The organism is Ruminococcus albus 7 = DSM 20455 (genome assembly GCF_000179635.2).
GTDB classification, from domain to species: Bacteria; Bacillota; Clostridia; order Oscillospirales; family Ruminococcaceae; genus Hominimerdicola; species Hominimerdicola alba.
This window is the reverse complement of sequence record NC_014825.1, coordinates 72,468-92,091: the sequence shown is the minus strand read 5'-3', so window position 1 is coordinate 92,091 and position 19,624 is coordinate 72,468. Positions and strand designations below refer to the sequence as shown.

Genomic DNA, 19,624 nt, shown 5'->3' with positions numbered 1-19,624 from the left:
CGGTATCAATTGCGTTTTGTAATGGCTGCGATAAAGCTGAATATCAGGAATACCGCTATATCCGCTGTTACTATCGTTGAACCCACAGGAGTAGAGAAAAGTATGGAAACTATGATTCCGACTCCTGCACATATCACTGATATCACGGCTGAGCATATCACCACGCTTTTGAAGCTTTTGAAAAGCCTCATGGCTGAAAGCGCGGGGAAGATTATCAATGCTGATATCAGCAGCGAACCGACGAGGTTCATCGCGAGCACTATTATCATAGCTGTTATAACTGCTATGAGCAGATTGTAGCCGTCAGATCTTACACCGCTTGCCTTGGCGAAGCTTTCGTCAAAGGTGACGGAGAATATACGGTTATAGAATATTATGAATACAGCGAGAACTACGGCTGCCAGTATGGCAGAGAGCAGTACCTTGCCGCCTGTTAGCGTGAGTATGGATGTTGAGCCGAAAAGCGTTGAGCATACATCCCCGGTCACATTTGCAGAGCCCGGAAATCTGTTCATCAGCATATATCCCAGTGCCAGGGAGCTGACGGATATCATGGCTATTGCGGCATCGCCTTTGATCTTTGTGTTCTGACCTGTTCGCAGCAGCAGCACAGCCGCCAGCAGGGTCACGGGTAGTATTATCACCATGCCGTTGGTATCCTGCAGAAATTTGGCAAATGCACTCTCGCCGTGGGAAGCCTGTTTCAGGGTCACGGACAATACTGTTGAAACAGACATAGCCCCGAATGCTACGTGGGACAGACCGTCGCCTATGAACGAGAAACGTTTCAGTACAAGGGTCACGCCCAACAATGAAGAACACAGCGCTATCAGCAGTCCGACGATGAGGGCGTACCTGACAAATTCAAACTGAAAGTATTTTTGCAGGGTGTCGATCATCTCAGTCATCGTGCTCTGCCTCCTCCGAATTGATAAAGCTCTGTCCGAGCTTACTGTTTACATAATCTTCCTTGGTGCCGAAAAACAGCTGTTTTTTGCTGCCGATATGCAGGATGTGGCTTGCATATCTCACGGCTGCGTGTATATCGTGGGATACCATTATCATACTCATACCACCTGCGTTTAGCTTTGCTATCAGTTCATACAGATCGTTCTGCGCCTTGGGATCAAGACCTGTCACAGGCTCATCGAGAAGAAGTACCTTATCTGCTGCACAAAGTGCGCGTGCCAGAAGAACTCTCTGCTGCTGACCTCCTGAAAGTTCGCGGTAGCAGTGCTTTTCCAGGTCGGTTATACCAAGCCTTTCCATGGCTTTCATGGCACGTTCTTTGTCTGCTTTTGTACAGAAGGGGCGAAATTTACCTTTAGTCATAGCGCCCGACACGATTATCTCTTTTACCGAAGCAGGAAAATCCCTCTGAACAAGGGTCTGCTGGGGAAGGTACCCTATCTCACTGTGTTTGACTTCAAGCCAATCTATACTGCCGCTCATCACGGGTCTAAGTCCCAGCAGTGATTTTATCAGTGTGCTTTTGCCTGAGCCGTTTTCGCCCAGTATACAGAGGTAATCACCGCTGCTGACAGTAAAGTTTATGCCTTCTGTCACGGGTACGCCCTCATATCCAAGTGTGCAGTTTTTACATTCTATCAGCTTGCCCATAATTATTCTCCGTCATCATTAGACCCTTGCCGATATTACAGACAAGGGTCATTTTTTGTACTGTTAGTATTTTAACTCAGTGCTGTTCTTAAAGTTTCACAGTTTTTCTCCATAAGGGAGATATATGTTGCTCCGTCCGCGATCTGTGTTTTGTCTGCGGACTGAAGTGAATCCAGCACCGCGGTAGTCATACCCTTTTTCTCGGTGCTGTTTATTATAGCCTGAGCTACCTTGCCGTCGGAATTTTCAATGGTGAATATAGTATCTATACCCAGTTCATCGGTCTTGCCTGCAAGGAATGCTATTGTTTCAAATGATGCTTCTGTTTCAGCTGAGCAGCCAACAAAAGCTGCATAGTAGTCAAGTCCGTAATCATCGCAAAGATATCTGAAAGGAAATCTGTCACCGAAGATAACTGTCCTGATCTTTGCTTCTGAAACTGTCTGCTCAAAATCGGAATCCAGCTTATCGAGCTTATCCTCATAAGCGGCGAGGTTTGCCTTGTAATCATCGGAATTGTCGGGGTCAGCTTCGCATAGGGTATCGGCTATACTATTGCAAAGTATCTTGGCGTTTTTGGGTGACAGCCAGATGTGCTCATCATATTCGGGGGCTTCGGAATGCTCGTGCTCATCCGTTTCCTCCTCATCGGTCTGCATACCCTCCTTGACTTCCTCCTCTTTGGCGGAAAGGTCATGGTTATCAATGAGCTTCAGTACTTTCATATCCTTATTGGAAGCTTCTTTAAGTGCATCATCTGCCCATCCTTCGGATTCACCGCCTATGTATACGAACACATCGCAGTCGGATATGGTCACCATATCTGCGGCTGTGGGCTGGTAGCTGTGAAGATCGGCGCCGTTTTCAAGAAGATATGTGAGCTGAACTTCATCAGCATGATCTCCCATTATCTCTCTTGTCCAGTCGTAGCAGCTGAAGGTAGTGCATACAACGCTCAGCTTGCCGTTATCCTTATTCTGTGCGGAAGCGAAGCCGCCGCAGGCAGTAAGTCCGAGCATAGCTGCGCAGACACCTATCACTGCAATTCTTTTTAACATTATGATACCTCCGACGGTTATATGTCTGTTGATTTTAAGGCTGTACCTGAATCCTCATTTCGTGCCGCGGCAGCCGCCGCATTTTCCGGGCAGAACTGCGCTGCTGTCGATCTCGAAGCTGTCCTCCTGCAATATCCTTTCCACAAGGACACGGGAGGATTCATCGTCCATATGATAAAGCTTTCCGCAGGAAACGCATTTCATATGCAGGTGGTGATGGCAGCTTTCACCGTCTGTAAGCTGATAGACGAATGTACGGCTGTTGCCGCGGACGGTACGCTTTACTTCACCACTCTCGACAAGCTCTTTTATAAGGCGGTATACAGTGCTTTCTCCGGGCGGCTTTGGGATATCGCTGTCAGTACGCATCATATCTGCTATCTCTTTGACAGTGAAAGCAGTAGTTCTGTGCTTTGCCATAAATTCAAGCAATTCGCCGCGCTGTACGGTGTTGTACTTTGCCACTTATATACCTCCTTTATTAAAATGAGAGTTAATTTCAATTTTGTATTATATCACACCGAAACTGCCTTGTCAACGATTATCTGCTGTGTTTTACATTTTGTTTACATTTGAGAACTACTCTCAATTTATCTGAAAGAGTGTGCATATAATAATGTATAATAGTATTAATATCTGATTAGGTATACCGAACTTGACAGAATCGTGCAAATATGCTACAATTTATTCAGTAATTCGATAACAAATTGTTTATTATTTAACAAGTATATAAAAAGCAGGTGATATGATGTACGATGTTATAATTATTGGCGGTGGAGTGACAGGCTGTGCTGCGGCGGCTGAACTTGAAAAGTTCGATCTTGATGTTTGCGTTATCGATAAGGAGAGCGACGTATGTGAAGGTACAAGCAAGGCGAACAGTGCAATTGTCCATGCAGGATTTGATGCTGAACCGGGTACTCTTAAAGCAGAACTGAACGTGCGCGGAAATGCCATGATACGTGAGATGTACAATAAACTGGACTTTGCTTTCAGGCAGAACGGCGCTATGGTGCTATGCTTTGATGAAGCACAGTTACCCGATCTTGAAAAGCTTCTGGAAAAGGGCAGAAAGAACGGAGTCGAGGGATTGGAGATACTGACGGGAGATCAGGCGAGAGAGCGTGAACCAAGGCTTTCGGCGGAGGTGAGATATGCTTTATTTGCCCCTACCTCAGGTATAGTCTGTCCCTTTGAGATGACGCTTGCGTTTGCTGAAAACGCATTTGCAAACGGTGCTGAATTCAAGCTTTCCACCATAGTCACAGGCATAGAAAAAACTGATGGCGGATACAGGGTGATTACCGATAAAGGGGAGTTTGATACACGCGCTGTATTCAACTGTGCGGGAGTATATGCTGATGCAGTTAATGATATGATAGCTGATAAGCATTTCACCATAACACCGAGAAAAGGCGAGTATATGCTAATGGATAAGTCGGTGGGAGGTACTGTATCTCATACAGTCTTCCAGCTGCCCACAAAGATGGGCAAGGGCATACTTGTAACACCGACTGTTCACGGTAATCTGCTTGTGGGTCCGACAGCTGAAAATATCGACGATAAGGAAAATACTGCCACAACAGCAACGGGTTTAGCTGAGGTCAGGGCGAAGGGTGCGCTTTCTGTGGAGGGGCTGCCTTTCAATCAGGTGATAACCAGCTTTACAGGTCTGCGTGCTGTTGGTGATACGCATGATTTCATCATAGAAGAAGCTGCACCGAATTTCTTCAATGCTGCGGGGATAGAATCTCCGGGACTTACCAGTGCGCCTGCCATAGCTGAGATGCTGAGAGAAATGCTATCCCAAAATATTGCCTTGAAACCAAAGGCAGATCATATTGATACGAGAAAAGGCGTGGTCCACTTTGCTTCACTCAGCAGAGAAGAACAGAATGCCCTGATAGAAAAGGAGCCGGCGTACGGTAATGTGGTATGCAGATGCGAGACTGTTACAGAGGGCGAGATACTTGATGCGATAAACAGACCCCTCGGGGCGACTACCCTTGATGGAGTGAAACGCCGTACCAGAGCCGGGATGGGACGCTGTCAGGCGGGCTTCTGCTCACCTAAGACCATATTACTGCTGTCCGAAAAACTGGGCTGCAGTATTGGCGATGTCAGAAAGAACGGAGGTGTGTGAGTATGCGCGAATTCGATATCGTTATTGTCGGCGGCGGTCCTGCGGGAATGGCTGCTGCTGTTTCTGCAAGAGAGAACGGCATGGAGAATATCATTATATTCGAGCGTGACAGTGAACTGGGAGGTATCCTTAATCAGTGCATACACAACGGATTCGGTCTGCACACTTTCAAGGAGGAACTGACGGGACCTGAATATGCCGAGAGATATGCAGAGATGGTGCGTGCTATGAACATACCCTATGAAACAGATACTATGGTACTTGATATATCAAAGGACAGGGTAGTTACTGTTATGAGCCGTAAACGCGGTGTTGAGGAGATACGTGCCAAGGCGGTTATACTTGCTATGGGCTGCCGTGAGCGTCCACGCGGAGCGCTGAATATTCCGGGTTTCAGACCGCAGGGTGTATATACTGCAGGTACAGCTCAGAAGCTTGTGAACTGTGAGGGTTATGTACCGGGTAAGGAAGTTGTTATCCTGGGTTCGGGAGACATCGGTCTTATCATGGCACGAAGAATGACATTGGAAGGCGCTCATGTGGCGGCAGTGGCTGAGCTTATGCCTTATTCCAGCGGACTTAAAAGAAATATAGTACAGTGTCTGGAGGACTACGGTATACCGCTGCTCCTTAGTCATACTGTAGTGGATATCAAGGGCAAGGAAAAGCTTGAAGGAGTAGTGATAGCTGAGGTAGACGGTAAAAATACGCCTATACCGGGAACAGAGAAACTGTACCCATGTGATACGCTGCTTCTCAGCTGCGGACTTATTCCCGAAAATGAGCTTTCTAAAAATTGCGGTGTAGGCATTGACCCGAGGACTAACGGTCCTGTGGTGGATGAGGGTCTGGAAACTGATATCGACGGTGTATTCGCCTGCGGCAACGTGCTGCACGTTCATGACCTGGTGGACTTTGTTTCCGAAGAATCCGCAAGGGCAGGAGCAAGTGCGGCGGCATTTGTAAAGCGCGGCTGTACTGCGGACAGCACAGCCGCTGTAAAGGTGATACCACAGAACGGCGTGAGATATACAGTACCTGCGGAGATACACACTTCGGAACTGCTTGGTGATGTCCATATAAGATTCAGGGTGACCGGAGTATTCAAGGATCGTTCGATAGTTATAAAAGCCGGGGATGAGGAACTTATCCGCCGTAAAAGCCGTATACTGGTGCCTAGTGAGATGCTGGATATCATAATAAAAAAAGAAAAGCTGGAGGGTGTCAACTGTGACATCACGGCGGCTATAGAGGAGGTGTGAGCCATGACCAGGATACTTACCTGTATAAACTGTCCCATGGGCTGTGAACTTACTGTTGAAGTTGAGGGCGATAAAGTTATATCTGTCAGCGGAAATAACTGCAAGAGGGGAGAGATATATGCAGAGAGTGAGATAGCTCATCCTGCCCGCACTGTTACGACTACGGTTATATCTGCAGAGGGCAGACCGGTTCCTGTAAAAACGGCTGAACCGATACCGAAAGATATGATATTTGAATGTACGGCTGCTATTAAGGCAGCGGAGGTACATCTCCCTGTAAGTGTGGGACAGGTGATAATAGATGACCTGCTTGGTACAGGTTCGCGTGTAACAGTTACAAGATCTGTACGATAGATAATAAACGTATAACAGCCGTCCTGAAAAATAGGGCGGCTGTTTTTTGTGCGGGTGATATAAAAAACAACAGCGCTATCGGGATAAAATCGACAGCGCTGTCATTTCGTGGTAATTTGAATGGATCAGGTAGTTTAGTTTACAGCCGAAGGAGGAGACGGCCGCCCCAATTTGTTGGAATGTCTACATAAGTGATTAATTTCCCTGAAGCTTTACCAACTCTTTTACTATAAATTATTATAGCACAACATATTAATAAAATCAAGGGGTTGAGCACCTGAAATATTGAATTTTCTTTAGTAAAAATCATAAAATATATTTAATTGTTGTAAAATAATAATCAAATATTGTGATATCAGGTTAATTTTTATAAAGAGAGGTTGAGAGGCATTCTGCGTTATTGTTCTATAATTATAGTATATATAACGTTTTGAGGAACTGGTATAAAAAACAAGGTTACGAGTGACGAATAAGTAAATCATTCTTTGTATAAGATGTACAAATTGCAACTTCGCGAAAATAATCGCAAAAAATGTTGTAATTTTAATATTGCTAAAAGATCTATTGGGTCCGGGACAAAAGGAACAGTATGTGAAATGTATTGAATATACAATTTAAAATCCAGTAAAATAGGGGTTTTACAAATGTGAGCTTTTTGGGGATATGAGTTGATGTTATATAAAAATAATAAATAAAATAAGAATACAAATTCTGAAGTTAGTCTAAAATCGCAAAAAATGGTGATTTCATAAATAGAGTCAGCAAAAATTGATTAGATTCAATGACTAAAAAATTATAAAATATAATCAAATGATATGGAACCTGAGCTATTATCTGAAATGGTAAAGGTTACCAATGTATCATTTGTATCATTAGTTCTTTTTATTACAGAAACTTTAAATGAAAGAGAGGAAATTGCTTATGAAGAACTTTGTTCCAAAGCGTGCGATAAGTGCCCTTATCGCAGGTATGATGATCGCAGCACCTGCTGCACCTATGATTACCAGATCGGTCATAACTGTTTCGGCTGCTAAGGTACTGACAACAAGCCCTTCGCACACACAGGAAGTTGGCTGGTACAATGACTACCACCACGAGATCTGGCAGGCAGATACTCCCAATTCGTCTACAATGACATTACACGATAATGACGGCGGCTTCAGCACGTCATGGAAGTGCGGTCCCAATAACTCAAGAGGTAACTTCCTGGCTCGCCGCGGCCTATACTGGGGTCTGAACAATCCTAAGACATATAAGAATTATGGTAATTTCTATTGCGATTATGACTGCAGCTGGTATGCAGGTTCATCCGGTAACTCCAGAATCTGTATCTACGGCTGGGCACAGAATCCTCTGGTAGAGTACTACATCATCGAGGACTGGAAGAACTGGTCACCTGCACAGGACGGTTCTGCACAGTACAAGGGTCAGACCACTATCGACGGCAGTGTATACAAGGTATATACTACCAGCAGAAATTCTTACACCATTGAAGGCAACAAGAACTTCACACAGTATATAAGCATCCGTCAGAACCTGAGGACCAAGGGTACCATCAGCGTTTCCGAGCACTTCAAGGCTTGGGAGTCCATGGGTATGAAGATGGGCAACCTGTACGAAGTTGCTTTCAACGTTGAAGGCTGGGAGTCCGACGGTCAGGCTGATGTTTCACTGAAATTCCGTGAAGGCGAATCCGGCGGAACCGGTGGAACGACCGGCGGCACAGGTTCAACAACAACTGTTCCTAATCCCGATTCCAACGGCGATTATTTCACCAGCACATTTGAGAATGGTGCAGGAAACTGGGAAGGCAGAGGTGCTGCATCTGTTGCTATAGACAACAAGAACTACTACGGCGGCAGCAAGTCACTGTATGTAAGCGGCAGAACAAGCAACTGGCACGGTGCATCTATACCCCTGAGCACTTCCACATTCGTTCCCGGCAATTCCTTCAGCTTCAGCACAGGCGTTCTGCAGAAGAGCGGTTCCTCCACAAGCATGAAGATGACTCTGCAGTACACTGATTCTTCAGGTACGGAGCAGTATGATGAGGTAGCTTCCGCTACTGCACAGAACGGCAAGTGGACAAAGCTGGAGAATACATCTTACAAGATCCCCAGCGGTGCTTCCAATCTTGTTCTTTATGTAGAAGCTCCCGACAGCCTGACAGATTTCTATATCGACAACGTACAGGCTTCCAAGGCAGGCAAGTCTTCTTCCGTTACAACAGGCGGCGGTAAGGTAGATTCTTCTTCTTCCGGTTCAGGCACTGGTTCTTCTGATGTTATTACTTCGGATGCAGGTCTGAAGGACGTATTCTCCAGCCGCTTCAGCAAGATCGGTACTTGCATAAGCACACGTGATCTCAACAATTCTGACTTCGTAAAGAAGCACTTCAACAGCATCACGCCCGAGAACGATATGAAGCCCGAAAACATTCTTGATCAGAGTGCGAGCCAGAATTACGGCAACAACGTAAATCCTCAGGTGAAGCTGAATAGCAACTTAAAGACTATCCTTGACTATGCAGTTAAGAATAATATCCCTGTAAGAGGTCATACTCTTATCTGGCACAGCCAGACTCCAAGCTGGTTCTTCAAAGAGAACTTCAGCAACAATGGCGCACAGGTTTCCAAGCAGGTAATGGATCAGCGTATGGAAAACTTCATCAAGAATACATTCGCTATGATCAAGCAGAATTATCCTACTCTGAAGCTTTATGCATATGACGTTGTTAACGAAGCATTTGATGTAAGCAACGGCAATCTCAGAAGCAATTCTCCTTATTATTCGATTTATGGTGATGACAGCTATATGCAGAATGCATTCAAGTATGCAAGAAAGTATGCTCCCTCTGACTGCAAGCTGTTCTACAACGACTTCAACGAGTACAATGACGGTAAGGTAACTTCCATCTACAACTTCTGCAAGAAGGTCCACGAAGCTGGTTACCTGGACGGTATAGGTATGCAGTCACATCTGGGTACTACTTATCCTAGTATCTCAAAATACAAGAACGCACTTGACTTGTTCTCTTCTATCCCCGGTATTGAGATCCACGTAACTGAGCTGGACGTTATGCAGCAGGGTGCAAGTGATTCCTCATTTGCTAGCTACTACAAGGACATCGTTCAGAGTATAGTTAACTGCGACGCTGTTACTTCACTGACATGGTGGGGCACTAACGACGGCTACAGCTGGAGATCATCCGATACTCCTCTGCTGTTCAATTCCAGCTTCCAGCCCAAGCAGGCATACAATTCTGTAGTATCTATCATTCCTACAAGCCTGTGGGGCAAGACCAACGGCAACGAAAATCAGGATGATCCTTATGAATACACCAATACAGGCGCTTATCCTACAAACATAAAGGCGAACTACAATACCCAGTATCATCAGATACAGTTCGTTTGGGATAAGGTACAGGGCGCTGACAAGTACGGCATCGCTGTATACCTGGCTGGTAAGTGGAGAGTTCAGACTTCCAACATCTCTACAAACAGCTATGTAACTCCTAAGAACCTGACTCCCGGCATGAGCTACAAGGTAGCTGTTGCTGCAAGAGTTAACGGTCAATGGGATACCACTAATGCTATAAAGAACGCTATAAACGTTACTGTTAGATAATTAGTGAAGTACTGAAATGTTTATAAAGTCCGGAATGACCAAAAAGCCGTTCCGGGCTTTTGTTTCTCTGAAATGATTGTATGCTTGCTTTTTCGGAAAGTACATGATATAATATATAAAAGTATGTGCGGTCTTTAAAATATTACAGACCGCTGCGATCGGATATAAACGGAGAATCTTATGGAAGAAATAAAGAACAAGCTGGATAAAATACTGCTGAAAGCTGCCAAGCCTGCAAGATATATAGGCGGAGAGATAGGAAGCGTGATAAAGGACAGGGATAAGGTGGATGTACGTTTTGCCTTCTGTTTCCCTGATACCTATGATGTGGGTATGTCGCATCTGGGTATGAAGATACTGTACGGTCTGAAAAATCAGGTGCCTAACTGGTGGTGTGAGAGGGTATTCATGCCCGAGAAGGATTTTGAGAGCCTTATGCGGGAGAATGATATACCGCTGTATGGGCTGGAAAGTCTTGACCCCATAAAGGATTTCGATTTCATCGGGTTTACTTTGCAGTACGAATTATCGTACAATAACGTTTTGCAGATGCTTGACCTTGCGGGTCTGCCTGTGCTGGCAAAAGACCGTAAATCACTGACGCCGCTTGTTGTGGGCGGAGGTCCCTGCGTGTGCAATCCCGAGCCTATGTCGGATTTCTTTGACCTGTTTATACTGGGTGAGGGCGAGGAAGTCAACCTTGAACTTCTGAGACTTTACGAAAAGATGAAGCCTTCAAATCCAACGAAAGAGGAATTTCTGCGGGAGGCTGTGAAGATCGAGGGCATATATGTTCCGAGCTTTTACGACGTTGACTACAACGAGGACGGTACGGTAAAGAGCATAACTCCTAATGTGCCCGAAGCACCTTCACGTATAAAAAAGCGCATCATCGCGGATTTTGACAAGGTGTACTACCCCGATAGCTTTGTTGTGCCTTTCAGCGAGATAGTACATGACCGCTCGGTGGTGGAAGTGCTTCGCGGCTGTATCCGCGGATGCAGGTTCTGTCAGGCGGGATTTATATATAGACCTTTCCGCGAGAAGAATATTGATACTATTAAAAATGAGACGAAGTCGCTGTGCGAGCAGACGGGGTATGAGGAAGTGTCCCTGTCGTCGCTTTCCACCAGTGACCATACCAAGATAAATGAGCTTCTTCTGAGCCTTTCGGAGTATACCGACGGCGAGAATGTTAACCTCGCTTTGCCGTCTTTAAGACTTGACAGCTTTAACGAGGAACTGCTGGAAAGGATACAAGCTGTACGAAAAAGCGGACTGACATTCGCCCCCGAGGCAGGAACACAGCGTTTGCGTGACGTTATTAATAAGAACATCACCGAGGACGAGATAATATCAACCTGCAGGATGGCTTTCGAGTGGGGGTATACTCAGGTGAAGCTGTACTTCATGATGGGTCAGCCCACGGAAACAGACGATGATATCCGCGGTATTGCGGAACTTTCGGACAAGATACTTCAGCTTTATTTTGAAACGCCCAAGGAAAAGAGAGGGCGGTCAGTGCAGATAGCGGTATCGACCGCGACTTTTGTGCCTAAGCCCTTCACGCCCTTTGAGTTTGAACCTCAGGCGACGGAAGAACAGATAAAGCACAAGCAGGAGATACTGAAATCCGCTGTGACCAGCAAGAAGATAAAGCTTAGTCTTCACTATTCAAATACCTCGGTGCTGGAGGCTGTTCTGGCAAGGGGCGACAGGCGTGTGTGCAAGGCGGTATATTCGGCTTGGAAAAAAGGCTGTTACATGGACAGCTGGGACGAGCATTTTCAGTTTGACAAATGGCTGGAAGCCTTTGAGGAAACGGGCATAGATACGGCGTTCTACGCTAACAGGACGAGAAGCTACGATGAGGTGGCGCCCTGGTCGCATCTGGATTATCTGGTATCTCACGAATTTCTTGTGAGAGAGAACAAAAAAGCTCATCTTGCACAGACTACAAGAAACTGTAAGGAAGGCTGTTCGGGCTGCGGAATAAAGCCCGAATGCGGAGGTGTTTACTGTGGCGGAAAAAAGACTTCAACCTAAAAATGTAGACCTGCGTCCCGACAGATATGACAAAAGGGTGGTATACGAAAAGTGCGGCAGGGCGAAGTATATCTCCCACCTTGACCTTATGCGTGCCATGCAGAGGGCGATAAAACGTGCGAAACTGCCGATATGGTATACTCAGGGCTTCAATCCGCACATATATATAATGTTCCCTCTTACTCTTTCGCTGGGGTTTGAAAGCAGGGTGGAGGTAATGGATTTCGCGCTTCTGGAGGATCTGCCTGATGAAGAGGTGCTGAAAGCTCTTGATGCCCAGATGCCCGAAGGCATGAGGATAGTGAGTTGTTCTGCTCCTGTTCACAGCCATACGGAGATAACTCATGCGGAGTATGTTATACGTATCTCGGCAGATAAGACTCCGGCGGAAATGGCAGAAAAGTTCAAGGATTTTATGAGCAGGGAAGTAATAGAAATACAGAAGCGTACAAAAAAAGGTACATATAAGCCCGTGGATATAAGACCGTCGCTGGAATTGCTTGATATGTACACTGAAGAAAAGTACCTTGAACTTAAAATGCGGCTGCCTGCGGGAGGAAGTTTCAACCTTAATGCCAATGTGGCAGCAGAGGCTTTTCTGGATATGTACGGCATTAAAGCTGAAGAGATTTGTATAGAACGCACAAAGATACTCGTGGAAAACGGTGAAGTTTTTTATTGAGATGCGCTTGCAATTTCGGGAGAGATGTGGTATAATATTTAAGCATTTGAATACCGTCGGTATCCCCGACGAGAGTTAATGCCAGCCGAAAGGCACGACATTAAAGAGACGGTCCGCTGGCTGTCAGAGCGGCAGTGTATGAACGTCCGGAAAATTAAAGGAGGAATTTAAAGTGGACGCTTTAAAACAGATCGCACAGGCAAGCATGAAGGCAGATGCACCCGTAGTTAACGTAGGTGACACTGTAAAGGTACACGTTCTTATCACCGAGGGTGACAAGTCCAGAATACAGGTATTCGAGGGCACAGTCATCGCTAAGAAGCACGGCGGCATCAGTGAGACTTTCACTGTAAGAAGAGTAGCTCACGGCTGCGGTATCGAGAGAGTATTCCCCGTACATTCGCCTGCTGTTTCTAAGGTAGAGGTAGTAAGAAGCGGTAAAGTCCGCAGAGCTAAGCTGTACTATCTCCGCGACAGAGTTGGTAAGGCAGCTAAGGTCAAGGAAGCAATCAGATAATTCTTCTGATAAAAGAGTCGGCGTAAGTCGGCTCTTTTTGTTTTTAATAGTAAACAAAGTAAGTACAAAAATATATTTTTTTGAAAAAACTCTTGTAATTTCAGAACATTTTTGCTATAATATATTGTATATGAGTGTATGCAGGCGGATACTGTGACTGCATACACAAGAGATATCACGAAAAGAGGTAAGCTATCTATGAGTGACACAAGTGAAAAGACAACGAATGGGAATAACCTTTCAGAGGCGGAAGAACTGGAGAGGCTGTTGAATGAAAGCGAGAACAGTGTAGAAAATACTGTAAACAATGCTTTCGGTGACTTTGGCGACGTTATCGATGATGACTTCGTTGATGCTGTCGATGAGGGATTCAGTGATATAAGCGAAGAAGACGAGGCTGAGGATACAGCTGAAAAGGATAAAGAGGATACGGCTGAGGTAAGCGAAGATGACATAGAGAAGGTCAAGGAAGCTGAGCCTGATGATATAAAGGAAAAACAGCCATTTAATTTTGGCAGGGAAGTTCTTGAGTGGGTTGAGTCACTGGTGTTTGCACTGCTTATCGTGCAGCTTGTGCTGATATTCGTATTCAGGGTGGTAATGGTAGACGGTACATCAATGACAAATACTCTCCAGGATGGCGACAGACTTATTATGACCCATGTTGCTTATGAGCCTGAACGTGATGATGTTATAGTGCTTGACAGCAAAGTTGCAGATAAGATACTTATCAAGCGAGTTATCGGTATAGAAGGTGACAAGGTAGTTGTTGACTATAACAAAAACCATGTATATGTAAATGACGAGGAGATCTCAAATGATCATATAAAGGAGATCATGCGCGATAATGTTATTTACTTCGACGGAGCATACCGTGTCGCTGATGGTGTATATGAGTATAATGTGCCTGATGATACTGTTTTCGTTATGGGCGACAACAGAAACGATTCCAAGGACAGCCGAAGCATAGGATTTGTTGATGAGAGCGAGATCATGGGTAAGGCTGTGCTGAGGATCTATCCTTTCAAGAGCCTTGGTCTTGTTCACTGATAATGGCTGAAAGATCTTTCAGCATAACAGGAACGGTGCTTGACTGGGCACTTGTGATAGTGAATTCGGTCTTTGTTGTTCTGCTGGTATCGACACTGGTCTTCAGCCGTGTGCTGGTAGAGGGCGAGTCGATGGAAAACACGCTGTATGACGGCGATAAGCTTGTGATATCCTGGTTCATGTATAAGCCCGAACAGGGAGATATCGTTATATGTGACAGTGAAGCACTGGGTAAGCTGATCGTCAAGCGTGTGATAGCATCGGGCGGACAGAAGGTCACAGTGGACTATGGAGCCGGTAAGGTGTTCGTTGACGGTGAAGCACTTGACGAACCTTATCTGAAATATCATGCCCTTGATGATATGGGCGGCTATGATATGGATAATTACGACCCCGATAGGGGAGTATTTGAATATGATGTCCCCGAGGGTGAAGTTTTCATTATGGGGGATAATCGCGATCATTCTTCAGACAGCCGTGTATTCGGCTGTGTTCACGAAGATGATATTATAGGAAAAGCAGTGTTCAGGTTTTATTCCCGTGAAGCGGGGATAGGCTTTGTTAACTGATTGACCGGATCTATGAAAATGAAAGGAGGCGGCTGATATGAGCGAAGCAGCAAAGGTACAGTGGTTCCCGGGGCATATGGCTAAGACAAGGCGTATAATGGCTTCAAATATGAAGCTTGTAGATGCTGTGGTAGAGATAACCGATGCAAGGATACCATACTCCAGCCGCAACCCGGAGATCAAAAAGATCTGCGGAAACAAGCCGAGAATGGTCCTGCTGAACAAGGCGGATTCTGCTGATGCTGATGTTACCTCCATGTGGATAGAGTACTACAAACAGCAGGGAGTGCCTGCGCTGGCTACCGATTGCAGGAGCGGCAGGAATGTGAATAAATTTTATCCCATGCTGAAAGAACTGCTTTCCGAGCAGATAGAAAAATGGGATACCCGCGGAATGACGGGCAGACCTATAAGGATGATGATAGTAGGTATACCCAATGTGGGCAAATCCTCTTTTATAAACCGACTGGCAGGTGCCAAAATGGCAAAGGTAGAGGACAGACCCGGCGTTACCCGCGGCAAACAGTGGGTAGCACTGGAGGACGGCTTTGAACTTCTGGATATGCCCGGAGTGCTGTGGCCTAAGTTTGATGACAAGCTGGTTGGCGAAAGGCTGGCATTTACGGGAGCGGTCAAGGACGTTATACTCGATACGGAGTATCTGGCGTGCAGACTGCTTGAGTATCTTGCAGAGGATTATCCCGATCTGCTTACCGATAGATACGGGATATCTCTTGAAGATCTGCCTGAACCTATGGATGATATGCAGGGCTGCGTAAAGGGATATGAACTGCTGGAAAGAGTTGGCAAAAAGAGAGGCTTCCTTATCTCGGGCGGCGAGATAAATACCGAGAGGGCAGCTAATACAGTCCTTGACGAATTCCGCGGCGGCAAGCTTGGCAGACTTTCACTTGAAAAGCCGAAAGGTCGATGATATGACACTTAAAGAGTTTGACGATATCTACCGCGAAAAATACGAGGTAGTCTGCGGCTGTGATGAAGCGGGCAGAGGACCACTTGCAGGTGATGTATTCGCGGCTGCGGTGGTGTTCGATAAGGATACGGTCATCGAGGGGATAAACGACAGCAAAAAGCTGACCGCCAAAAAGCGTGAGAAGCTTTTTGATGAGATAATCGAAAAGGCACAGGATTTTTCCATACAGTGCGCTACGGTGGCGGAGATAGAGGATATAAATATCCTCAACTGCGCTATGCTGGCGATGAAGCGTTCGGTGGAAGCCATGAAGATTAAGCCGAATGTCTGCCTGATAGACGGCAATAAGACTCCCGACCTGGAATGTGATGCGATTGCTGTTGTAAAGGGCGATGCACAGTCACAGGCAATAGCTGCGGCTTCTATACTTGCGAAAGTCGCAAGGGACAGATATATGCTGCAAATGGCTGAGAAGTACCCCGAATGGCAGTTTGAAAAGCACAAGGGCTACGGGACTAAGCTGCACTATCAGATGATAGATAAGTACGGCGAAAGCCCGATACACAGACCAAGTTTTCTGAAAAAGTATTATGCAAAAAAATCAGAACAGCCGTAGTATCGGTGATATCGGCGAGGATTTCGTCTGTGGATATCTTAAAGAAAATGGTTATGATATACTCGAACGCAACTTCACTATAAGGGGCGGCGAGATAGATATAGTAGCTTCACAGGGTGATAAGATAGCTTTCGTTGAGGTCAAGACCCGAAAGGTGGGGGCGCTGACGAGCGGTGAGGCTGCTGTGACATATACAAAAAAGCAAAGGCTGATAAAGACCGCAAGGGTCTATATCGCCAGAAAGCATATCAGAGCCTTCTGCAGGTTCGATGTTGCAGTCGTGCATCACGACGGCGGTAATGTGGTATATTTCAAGTACTATAGATCCGCATTTGATGCAAGCAGTAAGTAAAGTAAAAATTACCCGTATGGGGAATATAATAGAAGGGTTGTTGTTTTATGTTTTACAGAAGTACAAGAAACAGCGGTGTAAATGTTACATCGGCACAGGCTATTGCACAGGGCATTTCAGAGGACGGCGGTCTGTTCGTTCCTTCCGAGATACCTTCCATATCCATGGATGATATCAAGAAGCTGGGAGATATGACCTATGCAGAGAGAGCGTTCTTTGTTTTCTCAAAGTTCCTCACAGACTACACAGAGGCTGAGATACGCTACTGTGTTGAGGGCGCTTACAATACCAAGAACTTCGATACCGAGAATATCGCTGAACTGGCACACCTGTTCGACGGCACTTATATGCTTGAACTGTGGCACGGTCCTACCTGCGCATTCAAGGATATGGCTCTCCAGATACTGCCTTATCTTCTGACAACAGCAACCAAGAAGATAAACCTCGATAAGAAGGTAGTTATCCTCGTTGCTACTTCGGGTGATACAGGCAAGGCTGCGCTGGAAGGCTTCAAGGACGTTCCCGGTACAGAGATACTGGTATTCTATCCTGATAACGGTGTATCTGCTATGCAGAAGAAGCAGATGACCACTCAGGAGGGTCAGAACGTTGGTGTTTGCGCAATCAAGGGCAACTTCGACGATGCACAGAACGGCGTTAAGGCTATCTTCACAAACAAGGAGATCGGCGAGAAGCTGGCTGAGAACGGCATGATGTTCTCCTCTGCAAACTCCATCAACTGGGGCAGACTGGCACCTCAGATCATCTACTATGTATCCAGCTACGCACAGCTGCTGAAGGACGGCGAGATCAAGGAAGGCGACAAGATCAACATCGTTGTTCCCACAGGTAACTTCGGTAATATCCTTGCAGGCTACTATGCAAAGAAGATGGGTATCCCCGTAAACAAGCTGATCTGTGCTTCAAACTCCAACAACGTTCTGACAGATTTCATCAAGACAGGCGTTTATGACAGAAACAGACAGTTCTATGCAACTATCTCGCCTTCTATGGATATACTGATCTCCTCCAACCTTGAAAGACTTCTCTATCACCTCTGCGGCGAAGATGATGCACAGATCAGAGAGTGGTTCGGCAAGCTGGCAAGTGAGGGCAGATATGAGGTAACTGATGCAGTCAAGGCAGTTCTCGCTGACGAATTCTATGCAGGCTGCTGCGATGATGCAAAGACAAAGGCTACCATCAAGGAATATTACGACAAGTATTCCTACACCTGCGATACTCATACCGCGGTTGCAGTTTCAGTTTATGAGGAGTACGTAAAGGCAACAGGCGATAAGACCAAGACAGTTATCGCTTCCACCGCAAGCCCCTACAAGTTCTCGGGTTCCGTACTCAGCGCACTGGGCAAGGATACTGGCAGCGATGAGTTCACACTTGTTGAGGAACTGGGCGAAGCTTCCGGTATGCCTGTACCTGCTTCACTTGCATCTCTCAAGAATAAGGAGATCCGCTTCTCCAAGGTCATCGCTAAGGACGAGATGAAGGACTTCGTTTTCAAAGCTCTCGGTGTGAAGTGAGAACGTGAAGAAGATAGTAAATATCGTCAGTGCAGCCGTTTTTATAGGTTGCATAGCAATACTTATCTTTCTGACGCTTGATAACGCTAATTCTAAAAATATCATCGGCGGCGCCGGGATGCCTACTATCCTTTTCAGTTTCAGACAGGTGCTGCTTTCGATCAGGGGTGCTGTCGTTGCATCGGTAGGTATCATTGCGCTGATAGTGCTTGTTGTCAGAAAAAGATAGGTATGCGCCGGGGAACTATGTACCGCCCCGCAGGGCGCTGCTGATGCTAGTGACAGCAGTCCTGCGCTTTGAAGGTCCTGCAGACCGTTTCATCGCAGCAGTTGGGATCCGAACAGGTGCTGCACACCTGTATACTGCCCGCGGTGCACTCGCAGCCGTTCTGATTGTGGACACAGTTTTCAACATCGCAGCGAATGCCCATGATCTTATCCTTTTCCATTCGTATCACTCCTTTTCTTCATGTGAGTTTATTATGAGCATGATCAGAGGCTGATATTACTGGAAATATATACCCATAGACAGGAGCAAAATATGAAGCTTTACACCATAGCCGACCTGCATCTCTCTTTTGGTGTTCATAAACCGATGAATATTTTCGGCGGTTGGAACGACCATGTACAGAGGCTTGAAAAAAACTGGCAGGAAAAGGTGGGACCCGATGATATCGTGGTGCTGCCCGGTGATCTTTCGTGGGGTATGGACTTTAACGAATCCGAAAAAGATCTTGCGTTTCTTGACAGACTCAACGGAACGAAGATCATATCAAAAGGCAACCACGATTACTGGTGGAACACAGTTACGAAGATGCAGAGATTCTTCGATGAAAATGGCTTCAAAAGCCTGAATATACTTCATCTGAACCACTATGCTTTCGGAGATATCGGTATATGCGGGACACGTGGCTGGGTAAATGATAATTCAGAGCCTGCAAGTGCAAAGGTAATAGCCCGCGAGGCGATCCGACTGGAAATGTCTGTAAAGTCTGCTGTTTCGGCTGGGCTGACACCCGTTGTTTTCCTGCACTATCCGCCTGTATTCGTGGAAAGCAGGAATTTCGAGATACTTGATGTGCTTTATAAGTATGGTGTGAAAAAGGTATTTTACGGTCACCTTCACGGGAAGGCACATGGATATGCAGTCAATGGTATGTATGACGGCATTGAATATCATCTTATATCAAGTGATTTTCTGCATTTTGACCCATTGGATATAACGAAAATTGTGCAAAGTGACAATTTGTAAA

General features: G+C 45.9%; 20 protein-coding genes. 15 read left to right on the top strand and 5 right to left on the bottom strand.

Going from position 1 to position 19,624, the window contains the following annotated elements; all coding sequences use genetic code 11:
* Positions 1-5: 5 nt before the first annotated feature.
* The 4 genes from RUMAL_RS19130 to RUMAL_RS19115 form a co-directional block, all read right to left on the bottom strand.
* On the bottom strand, positions 6-908 hold the full coding sequence (locus RUMAL_RS19130) for a metal ABC transporter permease (protein WP_013483744.1): 903 nt from the start codon (positions 906-908) through the stop codon (positions 6-8).
* On the bottom strand, positions 901-1,620 hold the full coding sequence (locus RUMAL_RS19125; RefSeq protein ID WP_013483743.1) for a metal ABC transporter ATP-binding protein: 720 nt from the start codon (positions 1,618-1,620) through the stop codon (positions 901-903). Before RUMAL_RS19125 ends, RUMAL_RS19130 begins: the two co-directional genes overlap by 8 nt.
* A 71-nt stretch (positions 1,621-1,691) precedes the next feature.
* Entirely contained in the window at positions 1,692-2,678 is a 987-nt protein-coding gene (locus tag RUMAL_RS19120; protein WP_013483742.1) for a metal ABC transporter substrate-binding protein, read from the bottom strand.
* Positions 2,679-2,732: 54 nt separating this feature from the next.
* Positions 2,733-3,143 (bottom strand): Fur family transcriptional regulator, encoded by a 411-nt coding sequence (locus RUMAL_RS19115; RefSeq protein ID WP_013483741.1) that lies wholly within the window; start codon positions 3,141-3,143, stop codon positions 2,733-2,735.
* 283 nt (positions 3,144-3,426) lie between these two features.
* Here RUMAL_RS19115 and RUMAL_RS19110 point away from each other — a divergent pair, with 283 nt between their 5' ends.
* The 14 genes from RUMAL_RS19110 to RUMAL_RS22015 all read left to right on the top strand — a co-directional run bounded on the left by RUMAL_RS19110 (position 3,427) and on the right by RUMAL_RS22015 (position 18,600).
* Positions 3,427-4,821 carry an NAD(P)/FAD-dependent oxidoreductase gene (locus RUMAL_RS19110; RefSeq protein WP_013483740.1) on the top strand — a complete coding sequence of 465 codons (1,395 nt, stop codon included), beginning with the start codon at positions 3,427-3,429 and terminating at the stop codon, positions 4,819-4,821.
* A gap of 2 nt (positions 4,822-4,823) precedes the next feature.
* Complete coding sequence (locus RUMAL_RS19105; protein ID WP_013483739.1) at positions 4,824-6,083, top strand: NAD(P)/FAD-dependent oxidoreductase; 1,260 nt, start codon at positions 4,824-4,826, stop codon at positions 6,081-6,083.
* A 3-nt stretch (positions 6,084-6,086) separates the two neighbouring features.
* Positions 6,087-6,437 (top strand): DUF1667 domain-containing protein, encoded by a 351-nt coding sequence (locus RUMAL_RS19100; protein WP_013483738.1) that lies wholly within the window; start codon positions 6,087-6,089, stop codon positions 6,435-6,437.
* Positions 6,438-7,358: 921 nt separating this feature from the next.
* The gene (locus RUMAL_RS21070; protein WP_013483737.1) at positions 7,359-10,064 is read left to right on the top strand and encodes an endo-1,4-beta-xylanase; all 2,706 of its coding nucleotides are present in this window, start codon (positions 7,359-7,361) and stop codon (positions 10,062-10,064) included.
* Positions 10,065-10,244: 180 nt separating this feature from the next.
* Positions 10,245-12,110 (top strand): TIGR03960 family B12-binding radical SAM protein, encoded by a 1,866-nt coding sequence (locus tag RUMAL_RS19090; protein ID WP_013483736.1) that lies wholly within the window; start codon positions 10,245-10,247, stop codon positions 12,108-12,110.
* Positions 12,085-12,792, top strand: coding sequence for a TIGR03936 family radical SAM-associated protein (locus RUMAL_RS19085; RefSeq protein ID WP_013483735.1), 708 nt, complete (start codon positions 12,085-12,087; stop codon positions 12,790-12,792). Before RUMAL_RS19090 ends, RUMAL_RS19085 begins: the two co-directional genes overlap by 26 nt.
* 172 nt (positions 12,793-12,964) lie before the next feature.
* The gene (gene rplS / locus RUMAL_RS19080; protein ID WP_013483734.1) at positions 12,965-13,309 is read left to right on the top strand and encodes a 50S ribosomal protein L19; all 345 of its coding nucleotides are present in this window, start codon (positions 12,965-12,967) and stop codon (positions 13,307-13,309) included.
* Positions 13,310-13,507: 198 nt separating this feature from the next.
* Positions 13,508-14,359, top strand: coding sequence for a signal peptidase I (gene lepB / locus RUMAL_RS19075; RefSeq protein ID WP_013483733.1), 852 nt, complete (start codon positions 13,508-13,510; stop codon positions 14,357-14,359).
* Between the two features lie 2 nt (positions 14,360-14,361).
* Positions 14,362-14,928 carry a signal peptidase I gene (lepB, locus tag RUMAL_RS19070; RefSeq protein ID WP_013483732.1) on the top strand — a complete coding sequence of 189 codons (567 nt, stop codon included), beginning with the start codon at positions 14,362-14,364 and terminating at the stop codon, positions 14,926-14,928.
* Positions 14,929-14,965: 37 nt separating this feature from the next.
* Positions 14,966-15,862, top strand: coding sequence for a ribosome biogenesis GTPase YlqF (gene ylqF, locus RUMAL_RS19065; RefSeq protein ID WP_013483731.1), 897 nt, complete (start codon positions 14,966-14,968; stop codon positions 15,860-15,862).
* A complete protein-coding gene (locus tag RUMAL_RS19060; protein WP_242843423.1) occupies positions 15,825-16,478 on the top strand; it encodes a ribonuclease HII in 654 nt (217 codons plus the stop codon). The genes ylqF and RUMAL_RS19060 overlap by 38 nt, the downstream gene beginning before the upstream one ends.
* A complete protein-coding gene (locus tag RUMAL_RS19055) occupies positions 16,453-16,830 on the top strand; it encodes a YraN family protein (RefSeq protein WP_013483729.1) in 378 nt (125 codons plus the stop codon). The genes RUMAL_RS19060 and RUMAL_RS19055 overlap by 26 nt, the downstream gene beginning before the upstream one ends.
* Before the next feature lie 47 nt (positions 16,831-16,877).
* Positions 16,878-18,371: a threonine synthase gene (thrC, locus tag RUMAL_RS19050; RefSeq protein WP_013483728.1), complete on the top strand. Its 1,494-nt coding sequence runs from the start codon at positions 16,878-16,880 to the stop codon at positions 18,369-18,371.
* A gap of 4 nt (positions 18,372-18,375) precedes the next feature.
* The gene (locus RUMAL_RS22015; RefSeq protein ID WP_028504380.1) at positions 18,376-18,600 is read left to right on the top strand and encodes a hypothetical protein; all 225 of its coding nucleotides are present in this window, start codon (positions 18,376-18,378) and stop codon (positions 18,598-18,600) included.
* A 46-nt stretch (positions 18,601-18,646) separates the two neighbouring features.
* Here RUMAL_RS22015 and RUMAL_RS21490 read toward each other — a convergent pair whose 3' ends face one another.
* Positions 18,647-18,820: a DUF1540 domain-containing protein gene (locus RUMAL_RS21490; protein WP_013483726.1), complete on the bottom strand. Its 174-nt coding sequence runs from the start codon at positions 18,818-18,820 to the stop codon at positions 18,647-18,649.
* A 92-nt stretch (positions 18,821-18,912) separates the two neighbouring features.
* On the opposite strand from RUMAL_RS21490, the gene RUMAL_RS19040 reads away from it, so the two are divergent.
* Positions 18,913-19,623 carry a metallophosphoesterase gene (locus tag RUMAL_RS19040; RefSeq protein ID WP_013483725.1) on the top strand — a complete coding sequence of 237 codons (711 nt, stop codon included), beginning with the start codon at positions 18,913-18,915 and terminating at the stop codon, positions 19,621-19,623.
* Position 19,624: the final 1 nt, after the last annotated feature.